12 protein-coding genes are annotated in these 14,335 nt (G+C 60.4%); 7 read left to right on the top strand and 5 right to left on the bottom strand.

Translation table 11 applies throughout. The features are described 5' to 3' along the window. Positions 1 to 180: 180 nt before the first annotated feature. Positions 181 to 303, top strand: coding sequence for a hypothetical protein (locus DMY87_RS24555; RefSeq protein ID WP_280953049.1), 123 nt, complete (start codon positions 181 to 183; stop codon positions 301 to 303). Further along, entirely contained in the window at positions 300 to 1,538 is a 1,239-nt protein-coding gene (locus DMY87_RS21200) for a glycosyltransferase (protein WP_165826393.1), read from the top strand. The genes DMY87_RS24555 and DMY87_RS21200 overlap by 4 nt, the downstream gene beginning before the upstream one ends. Positions 1,539 to 1,579: 41 nt before the next feature. Here DMY87_RS21200 and DMY87_RS21195 read toward each other — a convergent pair whose 3' ends face one another. The 5 genes from DMY87_RS21195 to DMY87_RS21175 form a co-directional block, all read right to left on the bottom strand. Next, entirely contained in the window at positions 1,580 to 2,398 is an 819-nt protein-coding gene (locus tag DMY87_RS21195; RefSeq protein ID WP_110793632.1) for a PIG-L family deacetylase, read from the bottom strand. A gap of 201 nt (positions 2,399 to 2,599) precedes the next feature. Then, positions 2,600 to 3,259, bottom strand: coding sequence for a peroxiredoxin (locus DMY87_RS21190; protein WP_110793704.1), 660 nt, complete (start codon positions 3,257 to 3,259; stop codon positions 2,600 to 2,602). 264 nt (positions 3,260 to 3,523) lie between these two features. Beyond that, entirely contained in the window at positions 3,524 to 6,598 is a 3,075-nt protein-coding gene (locus DMY87_RS21185; RefSeq protein ID WP_110793631.1) for an efflux RND transporter permease subunit, read from the bottom strand. Continuing rightward, the gene (locus DMY87_RS21180) at positions 6,595 to 7,671 is read right to left on the bottom strand and encodes an efflux RND transporter periplasmic adaptor subunit (RefSeq protein ID WP_110793630.1); all 1,077 of its coding nucleotides are present in this window, start codon (positions 7,669 to 7,671) and stop codon (positions 6,595 to 6,597) included. The genes DMY87_RS21185 and DMY87_RS21180 overlap by 4 nt, the downstream gene beginning before the upstream one ends. After that, entirely contained in the window at positions 7,668 to 8,780 is a 1,113-nt protein-coding gene (locus tag DMY87_RS21175; protein ID WP_110793629.1) for an efflux RND transporter periplasmic adaptor subunit, read from the bottom strand. Before DMY87_RS21175 ends, DMY87_RS21180 begins: the two co-directional genes overlap by 4 nt. 105 nt (positions 8,781 to 8,885) lie before the next feature. Between DMY87_RS21175 and DMY87_RS21170 the strand changes: the two genes are divergently transcribed. From DMY87_RS21170 to DMY87_RS21150, 5 genes are all read left to right on the top strand, one after another. Next, positions 8,886 to 9,527, top strand: a complete 642-nt coding sequence (locus DMY87_RS21170) for a TetR/AcrR family transcriptional regulator (protein ID WP_110793628.1) — start codon at positions 8,886 to 8,888, stop codon at positions 9,525 to 9,527. Positions 9,528 to 9,866: 339 nt separating this feature from the next. Further along, positions 9,867 to 11,042, top strand: a complete 1,176-nt coding sequence (locus DMY87_RS21165) for a transporter substrate-binding protein (protein WP_110793627.1) — start codon at positions 9,867 to 9,869, stop codon at positions 11,040 to 11,042. Beyond that, a complete protein-coding gene (locus DMY87_RS21160) occupies positions 11,039 to 11,629 on the top strand; it encodes an ANTAR domain-containing response regulator (RefSeq protein ID WP_110793626.1) in 591 nt (196 codons plus the stop codon). The genes DMY87_RS21165 and DMY87_RS21160 overlap by 4 nt, the downstream gene beginning before the upstream one ends. A gap of 31 nt (positions 11,630 to 11,660) precedes the next feature. Then, entirely contained in the window at positions 11,661 to 12,554 is an 894-nt protein-coding gene (locus DMY87_RS21155) for a proline iminopeptidase-family hydrolase (RefSeq protein ID WP_110793625.1), read from the top strand. A 76-nt stretch (positions 12,555 to 12,630) separates the two neighbouring features. Next, positions 12,631 to 14,328 (top strand): ABC transporter substrate-binding protein, encoded by a 1,698-nt coding sequence (locus tag DMY87_RS21150; RefSeq protein WP_110793624.1) that lies wholly within the window; start codon positions 12,631 to 12,633, stop codon positions 14,326 to 14,328. The last annotated feature ends 7 nt before the right edge of the window (positions 14,329 to 14,335 follow it).

Here is a 14,335-nt window from a genome sequence, read left to right as displayed (position 1 = left end):
CGCAGAGGCTTGGACCGTTAGGCCCATTTTAAGCCTGCCTTGAGAATACGACACAAGTAACAGTTGATCGCACCAGCAAGTGCAGCCGGTTATCATTATCGAGAGGAAATGCGGCTAAGGCTGTGCGGCAGGGATATCAGGGGTTGAACGACCGGATGTCGCGAGGTTGAGGAACTGGATATGAAGGTCGCCGTCGAAGCGAGCACCCACACGAAAGCCGGTTTGGCACATACACCGCGTGCCGTTCGAGCCGATGGCAACGTCGTGTTTTGCCTGCAGCAATGGAAGGTCGGCAAGCCGTGAACCAGCCGGCGGAGCGTGTCGTCATCATCAATGACTTCTCCATCGCCCGCGGTGGAGCGACCACACTTGTGCTTCTGCTTCTGCGCCTGCTGCGCGCCAGAGATATTCCCGTGACCATGATCGTTGGTGACGACGGCGACAACCCGCTTTTCTCGGAACTCGGCGCAGATGTCGTGCGGCTCGGACAGAAGGAATTGCTGAAGGGCAACCCGTTGAAAACGGTGCTCAACGGCATTCACAACGGCTCCGCAAGCGCCCTCATCCGCGACTGGATCGAACATAACGATACACCGCGCACCATCTATCACGTCCACATCTGGTCGCAGATCCTCTCGCCTTCAATCTTTGTGCCGCTCCATCGCGTCGCGGAACGCACGCTGATCCATGCGCACGATTCCTTTCATGCCTGCCCGAATGGCGCCTATATGAACTATCCCAGGGAGACCCAGTGTCAGCTGGTTCCTCTGGGAAGAGACTGTCTCACGACCCATTGCGATCGCCGGTCCTATGCCCACAAGCTTTGGCGGATCACCCGTCAGGCGCGGCTCTTCTCCGCCATGGGCAGTGACATTCCCTGGGGCAAGTTCCTGCTGATTCACGAAAAGATGGCCGCTGGCTTTCTGCGGGCCGGCTATCGCGCGGAGGACCTCCTGGCCATTCGCAACCCCGCTTCACCTTTTGTCGACCACCGGGTTCCGGTCGAAGACAACAGCAGCTACTTCTTCATCGGCCGCCTGGAGCAGGAAAAGGGTCCTCAGGATGCGCTTGCCGCAGCAAGGCTCGCAGGCGTCAGGCTGGAGGTTGTCGGAGACGGTCCGCTGAAAGAGGCGCTCGTCGCGCAATACCCGGAAATGATCTTTCACGGCTGGCGCCGGGCTGAGGAGATCGGCGAACTCATCACGACCGCCCGCGCACTCGTCATCCCCTCCCGGCTGCCGGAACCTTTCGGTCTTGTTGCTGTGGAAGCGGCGGCAAGCGGCATTCCCTTGATCCTCACCGAAATGGCATTTTTAGCCGACGAAGTGATCAAGGACGGCACCGGCATTACCTGCAACACCCAGGATGTGGCCCATTTTGCCGCGGCCTTGCATTCGATGGATGCCATGGCTCGTGAAGACATCCGACAGATGAGCGAACGGGCCTATGCCCGGGCGATCGCCATGGCCAACACGCCCGACGGCTGGGCTGATAAACTGACCGGGATTTACGCGGACCTGCTGGCAGGCGAAATGTGACAGCGTTGCCCAAAAAGCCCCATAGTCGAGACCGTTAGCTTTCAGCGTGTGCGCCGCGCTCGACGCAAAGCCGCCTCAAGCCCCACAACGAATTGCCGCTTCAGGCGACGTAACAGGCGATGCCAGAGCGGAAGGCGCCCGTCGATCCACAGCATGTTCACCGGGTGAGAGGCCATGATGCCCCGTGCAGGCCGGAGGGGCGCGTCGACGGATGTGATCTCGTAGAACAGCTCCTGTTCCGGCCATTCGTAACCGTCGTCCCAGGTCCAACTGTCGTGCTTCTGATAGTGGCGCTTCAATGTCTCCGCCAGAACCTTGTCAGTGGGAAGAACCGCGAAGGCAGAACTGAGCCGTGGTGCATTCATCTCCATGAAGGAAAGCACCCGATCACTCGCATAGCCGGTGACGAAAAGCCGGAAGTTCCGCGTCTTCTTCAGCTCCGAGACCGCACGATAGATCTGCACATGCTCTTCATGCCCATATTCCCCCCAGGGATTGTGGGTAACGACTACGTCGCCGTCTGCAACATGGTCTTCGATGGCCGCAGCGATCAGATGGAAGTTGCGGGCATAACAATCTCTGTCGCGGCCGCACAGGATCCCATGCGGCGTCTCGACAGGGTGCTCCCAGTCGGTAGTGAGAAAACTGCGCGATTCTCGAATATTGAGGCTAACAACAGAGGGAATTGGAAAGTCGCGCAGCAGCGCCTCCCGTCCCCGGCTGACAGCCGCGTCGACAGAGTTCCCATAACAGAGCACGACTTTCTTTGCCGCAGCCAGAACCGAGCTGGCCCAGAGGATCTCGTCGTCTGGATGCGCCATGATGATGACGCACTGATGGAAATCGCTGGAATTGAGCATCGAGCCTATCTCGGTCCAGGGCGAATAAATCCGCCGTCCTGCAGCCTTTAACTCGGCCACACTGCCCGCCTTGCTCCCGTGTTGCAACACGGGGTGGGAGGTGGGCTAGCGTTAAGGTTAAGCGGCTGCCGCCAGCCAATAGACGCACTGGGCCGATGCACCCGCCCCCACCGTGAACGGCAAGGGCGGGGGAGCAATCAGTCAGGCTGCCGGCTGCTTGGTCTTGCGCAGGTAAGGCAGAACCGTCTCGAAAGCGCCGAAACGGGCGAGAGCATCCTCGTTCGACACGGCCGCCGTGATGATCACATCATCACCCTGCTTCCAGTTGGCAGGCGTCGCAACCTGATGCTTGGCGGTCAGCTGAATCGAGTCGATGGTCCGCAGGATCTCGTCGAAGTTGCGGCCCGTGGTCATCGGATAGGTGAGGATGAGCTTGATCTTCTTGTCCGGCCCGATGACATAGACCGACCGCACCGTGGCATTGTCGGCCGGAGTGCGACCTTCAGACGTTTCACCGGCATCGTCGGGCAGCATGTCGTAAAGCTTGGCCACCTTCAGATCCTTGTCACCAATCAACGGATAGCCGACGTCGAAACCGGTCGCGACCTTGATGTCCTGCTTCCACTTGGTGTGGCTTTCGACGGGATCGACCGAAATGCCGATAACCTTGACGTTTCGTTTGGCAAATTCGTCCGAGAGGCCCGCCATGGCGCCCAATTCGGTGGTGCAAACCGGCGTAAAATTCTTCGGATGAGAGAAGAGCACGGCCCAGCTGTCACCGATCCAGTCGTGGAACGTGATGGCCCCCTGGGTCGTCTCGGCGGTGAAATTCGGAGCGGTCTGGTTGATGCGCAAGGTCATGAAAAAATCCTCCTGAAGGTTGCCGCCAGTGAAGACCAAAACGCCGGCTCAAGGAAGCGCGTTCGTATCAATTCCCCCATGAATTCAGTCAGATCTTTCCCGCCACGCTGAAGATCGGAGTAGATTATTCCGAACAGGCAGGTTCGCGGAAAGGCGGGCTGAATACGTATTGCTCGCCGTCAAACGCGGATGGCGGCCGACGAAACGGCCGCCATTGCTGTCTTGCTGTTGCGCCAGTTCGCGCCGGCGCGGCTGCTTTGCACGTCAGGCCACGACGGTCTCGGAAGGCTCTTCGGTCTCTGGACGTTTGATACCGAACCAGACCACGTAAAGCGCAGGCAGGAAGAGCAGCGTCAGCACGGTCCCGACGACGATGCCCCCCATCATGGCATAGGCCATAGGCCCCCAGAAGATCTCGCGTGAGATCGGAATCAGCGCGAGACTTGCGGCCGCAGCCGTCAGCATGATCGGTCGCATCCGGTGCTCTGCGGCCTCCCTGACAGCCTCCCACGCATCCTTTCCGGCTTTTCGCAATGAGTCGATTTCCACCACGAGAATGACCGAGTTGCGGATCAGGATCCCGATCAGGGCCAGAACGCCGAGGATCGCCACGAAACCGAGCGGCGCACCACTCGACAGCAGGGCGACAACCACCCCGATCAATCCCAGCGGTGCAACGATGAACACCATGAAAAGCCGCTGGAAGCTCTGCAACTGGAACATCAGGATCGTGGTCATGGTCAGCAGCATGAGAGGAACGACGGCAACGATCGGTGCCTGGCTCTTTGCGCTGCTTTCGACGGATCCGCCCGTCTCAACAGTGTAGCCGTCCGGCAGCTTCGCCGAGAAGGCGTCGATCGACGGCTTCAACAGTTGGTCGACGGTCGCCGGCTGCGAGCCGTCGGTGATCGCCGCCTGAAGTGTGATCGTCGCCATTCGATCGCGGCGCCAGACGACCGGTTGCTCCAGCTCATAATGGAAGTTTGCAATCGCAGCCAACGGGACGGCCTGACCGTTGCTGCCCGGCAGTTGCAGGTTGCGCAAGGTTTCGATCGACTCCCGCTCGGCCTTCGGAGCACGTCCAACGACATCGATAAGATAGATGCTGTCTCGGATCTGCGTGATGGTGGAACCACCCGTCACATTGTTGAGCGCTGTCGCGATATCCGAGGAACTGACACCAAGCTGGCGCGCCTTGTCCTGCAACAGATCGACCTTCACAACGCGCGCCGGCTCATTCCAATCCGAGACGATGCGCCCAAGTCGCGGATTGTCGCCGAGAACCGAGGTCAGATCGGCAGCATAGGTGCGAACCTTCTGCGGGTCCGGCCCCGCAACGCGGTACTGGATCGGCCGGCCAACAGGCGGTCCAAGTTCCATCTGCTTCACGAAGACATCCGTACCCGGATATTCGACGGTGGCAGCCTGAGACAGCGATGCGATCAGCCGGTCACGCGCCTCCACACTTTTCGCCACGACGATCATCTGGCCGAAATTGCTCGAATTCGGTTGAACATCGAAGGAGAGAACGAAACGCTTCGCCCCCTGGCCGACATAGGACGTCCAGTGGTCGACGTCCTCGTTGCCGATGAGATGCTTTGCCTCGAACCCATCCATCTCGGCCTTGGTCTGCGCCAGCGTGTAGTTCTGCCGCGCGGTCCAGTCGACAATCAGCTCAGGACGATCGGAAGCCGGGAAGAACTGCTGTTGCACGAAGCCCATGCCGAAGAGCGACAGGCCGAAGAGACCGGCCGTCGCCAGAATGGTCAGTTTCGGCCAGGTCATGCAGACTTTCAGCAGGCCGCTGAAGGTACGCGAGAAGAAGCCCTTGGTTTCCGCGTGCTTCTTCATGGCGCTTGGCAGAATGAGAATGCCAAGAAGCGGCGCGAAGAGTACCGCAACGATCCACGAGACGATCAGAGAAATGCCGATAACGACGAACAGCGTGAAGGTAAATTCACCGGCCGCGCTGTCATTCAGGCCCACAGGAATGAAACTGGCGACGGTAACCAGCGTCCCGGTCAGCATGGGAAAGGCCGTCGACGTCCAGACGGCCGTGGCCGCCTTGGGCAAGGGTTCCCCTTGCTCCAGTTTCGACACCATCATCTCGATGGCAATCATGGCATCGTCGACCAGCAGGCCGAGCGCGATGATCAAGGCCCCGAGCGAAATGCGCTGCAGGGAGATCCCGAGATACTCCATGAAGACGAAGGTGATGGCGAGGACGAGTGGGATGGAGACGGCGACGACAAAACCGGCCCGCATGCCAAGACTGATGAAGCTCACCGCAAGCACGATGGCGATCGCCTCGAACAGAGCCTTGGTAAATCCGCCGACGGCTTCCTCGACAACGACGGCCTGATCGGCGACATGATGAACACCGATCCCGATCGGAAGATCCGCGATGACCTTGTCCATCTTTTCCGTCAAAGCTTCGCCGAAGCGCAACAGGTTGGCGCCCGGCTTCATGCCGATCGCCAGGCCAATCGCGGGTTTCCCATTGACGCGAAACAGCGGCTGTTCCGGATCGGAGTAACCGCGGGTGATGGTGGCCACGTCGCTCAGGCGAAAGAAGCGATCGTTGACGCGCAGATTGATGTTGCGCAGCGCTTCATCGGAGGCGAACTGCCCGGAGACGCGCAGATTGATTCGTTCCGAACTTGTCAGCAGCGTCCCCGACGCCACAACGGCATTCTGATTCTGCAGCGTCTGGACGATGTCTTGCTGAGATATGCCCAAGGCGGCCATCTGCTTGGGCGAAAGATCGAGGTAGACGACTTCGTCCTGCGCCCCGATCATCTCGACCTTACCGACATTGGGCACGGAGAGGATCTGCTGGCGAGCGGATTCGAGATAGTCGCGCAGCTGTCGCTGCGTGAGGCCATCGGCCGTGAAGGCATAGATATTGCCGTAGACATCGCCGAAACTGTCGATGAAGGCCGGACCTTGGACGCCCTGCGGCAATGTCGGCGCGATGTCGTTGATCATATTGCGGACCTTGACCCATGTGGGCTTCACGTCCGCTGCCTTGGTGTTTTCCAGCAGGTTGACGTAGATCGTCGTCTGACCCGGCGTGTTTATGCTCTTGGTATAGTCGAGTGAATCCAGTTCCTGCAGCTTCTTCTCGATACGGTCGGTGACCTGGCTCGTCATTTCATCGACGGAGGCACCAGGCCACGAGGCCTGGATCAGCATGGTCTTGATGCTGAAATCCGGATCCTCCTCACGTCCGAGATTGATGTAGGACATGATGCCGGCCACCATCGACAGGATCATGAAATACCAGACGAGCGACTTGTGCTGCAGGGCCCATTCGGAAAGATTGAATGACTTGTTCATAGGGGGGTCTCATTCGAAAATCGGATGGGCTGGTTATCGGTGAGCGAGTTCACTCCGGCCGAGACGATGCGGTCGCCGCGATTGATGCCGCTGATGATGTCGAAACCGCCGCCCAGCGATGGCTGCACCTCGACCTCGCGCCTGGAAACGGTACTCTTGGTGGCGTCGATGACCCAGACGAACGGCTTGCCATCAGTACCGCCGACGGCACTTTCCGGAAGCCACAGGTGATCGTCCGTGCGGGCGATCGGCGAGGCCGTGACGGTGCTGCCGAGGCGATAGCTGTCCGGAGGGGATTCGAGAGCGATCTTGGTTCTCCGGCTGCGCGTCGCGGGGTCAGCCTGAGGCGTCGTTTCGCGAACGGTGCCGCGTACCGTCTTTGCCGGGTTCGCCTGAAGCGTGATCTCGAACGGCGTGCCGATGGCGGTGAGAGCACCGTAGCGGTCCGGAATGTCGACGACCGCATCGCGCGCTTCGAGACGGGCAATGGTGACAACAGGGGTTCCCACCGAAACGACCTGACCGACCTCTGCTGAAACAGCGGAAACAACGCCGTCCGTATCTGCCGTCAGCGTGGCATAGGTCAGCTGCTCGCGAACCTTGTCCAGGCTCGCCTCGAGTTGCTGAACAGTCGCCTCGGCAGCCTCGCGGGCCTGCACCGCTTCTTCGAGTTGCTCTCGAGTGCTGGCATTCGAGGCCACCAGCGTCTTCTGCCTCTGCTCGGTAACACGTGCCAGATCAAGTTTGGCGTTGGCGGAGGCGAGGTCCGCCTCGGCCTGTTTCACGCTGAGTTCCAGGGCCGCAAAATCCAGATTGGCGAGAACCTGCCCCTTCTGAACAAGGTCGCCGACATGGACATGCCGGGCCGTGATGCGCCCGAGCACCTGGAATCCGAGGTCCGTACTGAATTTGGCTTCAACCGTGCCGGTAAACCCGGACACGACAGCCGCTCTCGGCTCGGCGACGACAAAGAGAACCGGACGTACCGGCGCAACGGCTTCCGGCTGGTCGTCGGAACACGAAGAAAGGACCCCTGCCAGAAGCAGAAGTGGAATCAAGGCGGGAGCTCTCATTGAGCCGCTCCTTTCAGAATGGCAACTTTCTGGTTCTCTCGGAGAAACTGCACACCATCGACGATGACGAGTTCCCCCGGCTCAATGCCGGACGTGAGGACGACCCGATCGGCGTCGTAGCGCTCGATCTTGACCGGCTTCAGCGCAGTCGTCAGTGCATCACGATCGACGACCCAGACGGCCGGATTGCCTTCCTTGGAAAAAATCGATTGCCAGGGAATCGAGATGCGGTCCTGCTGCGCCAGCACGACACTTGCCACGATGGCAGCGCCGAGGGTCATTTCCGGAGGGGCATTTTCAACCGAAAGCTTGACCCGCACGGTTCCGAGCGAGCGATCGAGGGTGGGGCTGACCTCGCGGATCTTGGCCGGCACCGAGATATCCGGACGCGACAGAAGGCTCACATTGAGCGAGATCGGCTCTGCCCCGGTGCTCAGGGCGTTTTCCTGCACGTTGAACACCGCGTCGCGCGCACCGTCATGCGCCAGGGTGAAGACAGTGGCAGACGCCTGCACTACTTGCCCCACTTCAACATTCCGGGCCGTGATAGTTCCGTCCGCATCTGCTCGAAGCTCAGTCTGCTTCAACGCCTCCTGCGCCGTCTCCAGTCTGGCCTTGGCTGCATCCAGGTCCTTCTGGGCAGACAGGAACTCCTGCTGCGCACTATCCACTTCCTGCTGCGACAACGCGCCGGTCTGGATCAGTGTCTTGCGGCGATTGAGGATGGAGCTGGCTTTGCGCAGCGTTGCATCCTGCGCCGAAACGCCGGCCTCTGCGGATTGGATATCGGCAAGCTGTTCCGTCGGATCCAGCGTCGCGAGCACCTGACCGGCGGTCACGCGATCCCCGACACCCACTTGCCGCTCGATCACCCGGCCACTGAGCTTGAAAGACAGCTCACTTTCGACCTGCGCCTTGATTTCCCCCGTGCCTGCAGCACGCAGAACATCCCGGTCGAGCTTGGCAACCTCGACGGTGACCTGAGGAACATCAACCTCGGTCTTCTTGTTGTCACCCTCGCAGGAGGAAAGCGCGAGAACGGAAAAGGCGGCGAACAGCGTTACCCTTCGCAATCTGCCGCCTTGCAGACGTTGGGATTGATTGACCATGAGACGTTCCGGTGGTGAGGTTGACGACGAAAAGAGTTTTATTCATCACGCATTGAATATATGTATTCAAATGGCGATTAAGTCAATTCAGAGGCGTATGCACATATGACTTCAGCGGAGCGAAACCGGGGACGGCCCAGGAAGGGCGACGAACAAGACACCGACACCCTGCTCGAAGCGGCACTGACGAGCTTCGCGGAACACGGTTTCGACAAGACACCTCTGCGTTTGATCGCAACGCGAGCGGGGGTCGATGTCGCCCTCATTTCCTATCGCTACGGCTCCAAATTCGGACTGTGGGAGGCCGTCGTGCGCTCTGTCAGTGACGATTCGAGGCTTCAAGCTGCGGAATTCATGCGTCAGGCGGAAGACCTGCCACAGGAGCACAGGCTGCCATTCATCAGCACCCATCTCGTTGACCTGATCTTCCAGCTTCCGGCCTTCTCACGGGTCCTTCTTACCGAACTCATTTCTAATGTAAGTGACGATCGTAAAGAGCTGATTACAGAGGCTTTACTGAAGCCGATGCATCAGACGATCCTGGTGTCACTCCAGAAAATGGGACTCCTTGCCGACATGGAGGGCGAGCCGGACTCAGGGCTCTCGCTGATGTTCGCCATCGGATCTGTGGCGCTCATCTCCTCTATCAGCACGGTGGCGGCAGCCTTGACCAATCTCGAGGACGACGGCCCGCAGTTTCGGGAAGATCTGGCCAAGCTGCTTTGCCGCATTCTGCGACAACAGTGATTGCCGCCTTGTCGCAGGAATTTCCCGCCGGCATGAAGTGGACGCCGATCCGATTTCCGCAGGAAGCTGAGACGTTCAAAGCCCTTTGGCCCAAAATTTGGGCAAACAAAGTGATTGACCACAAAACATCCATATCCTAGCTTGAACCCCGAAAAGGCATTGGATGCCAGATGGCAATTGGGCCCCGATACCGCGTTAGACGCGGTGCGGGGCCTTTTTCGTTTCTGACAGCCAGTGGGCGGGAACGCGGCCACAGCAGGCGTGGGTGTCAACCATGAAGGCATTGGAAGTTCTGATGGGATTCGTCTTGCGGCCGCACCGCCAGACCTGGGGCGTCGCATGAGGACACGCGAAGCACATCCCATTTCCATCTTGTACTCCACCACCGGACCCTATGCGGCTCTCGGTCGCGAAGCTCTGGCTGGCGCTCTTGCGGCCATCGCTGAAGTCAATGCCGACGGCGCACTGCCATTTCGGCTTGAGCCAAGGATCGATGACCCCGCCGGCCGTGCCGAATTCTATCCGCTGCGAACGGAAGCTGCCATCCGCAATCACGGCTGCCGCCATGTCATCGGAACCATCACGTCCTGGAGCCGCAAGGATGTGTTGCCGGCCATCGAGCGGAACGGTGCGCTCCTGTGGTACGCTTTTCCCTATGAGGGATATGAGGCGAGCGACAGCGCCATCTATCTGGGCGCCTGCCCCAACCAGCATCTCCTGCCCCTCTTCGACCATGTCCTGCCGCGCTTCGGCAACAGGCCCTTCATCGTCGGCTCGAACTATATCTGGGGCTGGGAAAACAGTCGCATCGCGCGCGAACTCACCGAGGCCTCGGGCGGACAGGTGCTCTCCGAACGTTTCGTTCCGCTCGGCGCGGTTGAGGTCGATCACCTGATCACGGAGATCGAGCAGAAACGGCCGGATTTCATCCTCAGCAATCTCGTCGGCGCCTCAGCCACAGCCTTCTTCGCGGCCTACGACCTGTGGCGTCGCAATCGCCCCGCAGCGCCACCCATCGTTGGGTGCAACCTTTCGGAAACGGAGCTGGACAGTCTGACCCCCGAGGCCCGCGCCGGACACATCGCCGCTGCACCCTATTTCAACCGGCTGGATATTCCGGAGAACCGCGAATTCAAAGCCCGGATGGCTGCGCGCTACGGAGCCGAGCGACGCATCACAACGTCTTTCTGTGCGACGTATATGAGCGTGACAATCCTGGCGCAGGCGATGAAGGATGCAGCCACCGACGCGCCGGACGCTATTCTCCGCGTCGTGACATCACGATCTTTCGACACCCCCATGGGGCCAGTCGCCATTCACCCACGGACCCATCATGCCGCCCTTCGCCCGCATCTCGCTGTTTCGGACACGAGCGGCGATTTTGACATCTTCCACAGCGCAGCCGAGCCGGTAGAGGCCGACCCCTATCTGGTTCACGCCTTTCACCGACCGAAGCAGGGTGATGGCGACAGCCATTTGCAGCGTCAGGGCAGTCATCTGAAGGTGGTCAAATGAGCCGCCCCGGTCGCCTCTCCCTTGCCACCTGGCGCGCCCTCATCTTGCATCGGGAACACCCCTCGGTCGAGGCGCTCGCCCGCCAGCTGGATCTCCTGCACATGACGGTTGAGGTGGTCTGGCCGCAGATCGATGCCTCGCATGTCAATGCCGATATCGTCTTCTTCGACGCCGACATGGGGCATGACGGCCAGTTCCCCTGGCCGCGCGGCTTTGCCCCGATGCCGATGGTCGCCCTGATCGGCTCCGAAGCCCCCGGCCGCGTCGAATGGGCGCTGGCGCAGGGCTCCAACGCCCATCTCTTGAAACCGATCGGCTCGACCGGGGCCTATAGCGCGATCCTGATCGCCGCCCACGCCTACCAGATCGCTCGCAGCCAGGCAGACGATATCCGCGTGCTGGAAGACAGGCTGCGCCAGCGTCCCGTCGTCGTCCGCGCCATCCTCAAGCTTTTGCAGGCCGAACAGCTCGACGAGGATGGCGCCTGGAAGCGGCTGCGCAAGATCGCCATGGATTGGGGCATGACAACAGAAGAAACGGCGGAGGCGATCTGCCGCGACGACCGCCGCACAAAGACTGGCGGCTGAGAAATCATGAGACCACAAAGGAGCATCACGCGTGTCGATCACTGAAGGCTTCGCCCCTTACGGCGACTACAAGACCTGGTACCGGATCACCGGCGATCTCGCCTCGGGCAAGCCGCCGCTGATCGTCGCCCATGGCGGCCCCGGCTGCACCCACGACTATGTCGACAGCTTCAAGGACGTCGCGGCCACCGGCCGAGCCGTCATCCACTACGATCAGGTCGGCAACGGCAAATCGACCCACCTGCCGGAAAAAGGCGCGGACTTCTGGACGGTCCCCTTCTTCCGCGCCGAACTGCACAACCTGATCGATCACCTCGACATTCGCGGCGGCTATTGCCTGCTCGGCCAGTCCTGGGGTGGCATGCTCGGCGCGGAATTCGCCGTGGAACGTCCCGCCGGCCTGAAGGCGCTGATCATCGCCAATTCACCGGCTGCGATGAGCACCTGGATCTCGGAAGCCAACCGCCTGCGTGCCGACCTGCCCGCCGACGTCCAGGCGACGCTGCTGCGCCATGAGGAAGCCGGCACGACCGACAGCGCGGAATACATGGAGGCAACGGATGTCTTCAACCAGCGCCATGTCTGCCGCGTCGTGCCGATGCCGGACGAGGTGAAGCGCACATTCGATGCGATCGGCACAGATCCGACCGTCTATCACACCATGAACGGTCCCAACGAGTTCCACGTCATCGGCACGATGAAGGACTGGTCGATCGTCGGTCGCCTCTCGACCATCAACGTTCCCACCCTTTTGATTTCCGGCCGCTACGACGAGGCGACGGAAGCCTGCGTGCAGCCCTATGCTGACGAAATCCCGGATGTGCGCTGGAGGATTTTCGAACAATCGAGCCACATGCCGCATGTCGAGGAGCGCAAAGCCTGCATGGCCGAAGTCTCTGCCTTCCTCGACGAGAAGGCACCCTGACCAACACCAACGACAAGCCCGGCCAACGGGCACATGCGACGAAGACGTTCAAACAAAAACAGAGGGAAACAGCATCATGACACTCTATCTGAAGCCTCTTGCCCGCCGCGCCGGTCTCCTGACCGCCGGCATTCTACTGGCCCAGACAGCGCTATCCGGCGCAGCTCTGGCCGAGGACCGCGCCGAACTGATGGCCAAGCACCGCGGCGGCACCATGACGCTGGCCGCCGTTTCGGCCGCCGGCACCATCGATCCGATGATCAACTACACCGCCCAGTTCTGGCAGCTCTACCAGATGACCTATGACGGCCTCGTCAAGTTCAAGCAGGCCGGCGGCACCGACGGCTTCGAGATCGTCCCGTCGATCGCTGAAGAGATCCCCCAGCCGACCAATGATGGCAAGACCTATGTCTTCAAGATCCGCAAGGGCATCATGTTCTCCAATGGCAAGGAGCTGAAGCCATCGGACGTGCTGGCATCCTACCAGCGCATCTTCAAGGTCAAGGGCCCGACCACCGGCAGCTTCTACAACGGCTTCGTCGGCGCCGACAAATGCATTGCGGAAGCCGAAACCTGCACGCTCGAAGGCGGCGTGATCGCCGACGATACGGCCGGCACCGTGACGATCAACCTCGTCGCGCCGGATTCGGAGATCTTCTCCAAACTCGCCGTCCCGCACGCCTCGATCCTGCCGGCCGACGCGCCGGCCGCCGATGCCGGCACCACGCCGATCCCCGGCACCGGCGCCTATTATTTCGACAGCTATAATCCCACAGAACAGCTGGTCATGAAACGCAACCCGCATTTCAAGGAATGGAGCGTCGACGCCCAGCCGGACGGCTATGCCGACGAGATCATCTACAAGTTCGGCCTGACCGAAGAAGCGACCATCAACGCCATCGTCAACGGCCAGATCGACTGGATGTTCGACACGCCGCCAGCTGACCGCCTGCCGGAAATCGGCGCCAAATATGCAAGCCAGATCCACATCGATCCGCTCGCCGCTTTCTGGTATGCGCCGATGAACACCAACATCGCCCCCTTCGACAACGTCAAGGCCCGCCAGGCCCTGAACTATGCCCTCGACCGTGACGCCCTCGTCGGCCTGTTCGGCGGCGAAGTTCTGGCCCAGCCGACCTGCCAGATCCTGCCGCCCGACTTCCCCGGCCATGTCGACGACTGCATCTACACCGCCGAGCCCGGCCCGGAATGGGTCGGCCCCGACATGGAAAAGGCCAAGCAGCTGGTCGAGGAATCCGGCACCAAGGGCCAGAAGGTCACTGTGATCGCCGAGGATAATGCCACCGCACGCGGCATCGGCACCTACATCCAGAGCGTACTCTCCGAACTGGGTTATGATGCCTCGATGAAGGCCGTCTCGCCCAACATCCAGTTCACCTATATCCAGAACACCAACAACAACGTCCAGATCAGTATATCCCAGTGGTATATGGACTATCCGGCGGCATCGAACTTCCTCAATGTCCTCCTGTCCTGCAGCTCCTTCACCCCCGGCAGCGATTCCTCCATCAACATCTCGGGCTATTGCAACAAGGATCTCGACGCCAAAATGAAGGAAGCGATGACGCTGGCCCTCACCGATCCCGATGCCGCCAATGCCAAGTGGGCGGAAGTCGACAAGGGCTTCATGGAGCAGGCCCCCATGGCCCCATTGTTCACCCCGAAAAGCGTCAACTTCACCTCGGCCCGCCTCGGCAACTACCTGTTCAACAAGCAGAACCGCTGGATCGCCTCGCAGTCCTGGGTGAAGTGAACACCCT

Origin of the sequence: Peteryoungia wuzhouensis (assembly GCF_003205195.1) — a bacterium.
In the GTDB taxonomy this organism is placed as follows: domain Bacteria; phylum Pseudomonadota; class Alphaproteobacteria; order Rhizobiales; family Rhizobiaceae; genus Allorhizobium; species Allorhizobium wuzhouense.
The sequence above is the reverse complement of the archived record's forward strand: the minus strand, read 5'-3'. Positions and strand labels throughout refer to the sequence as shown.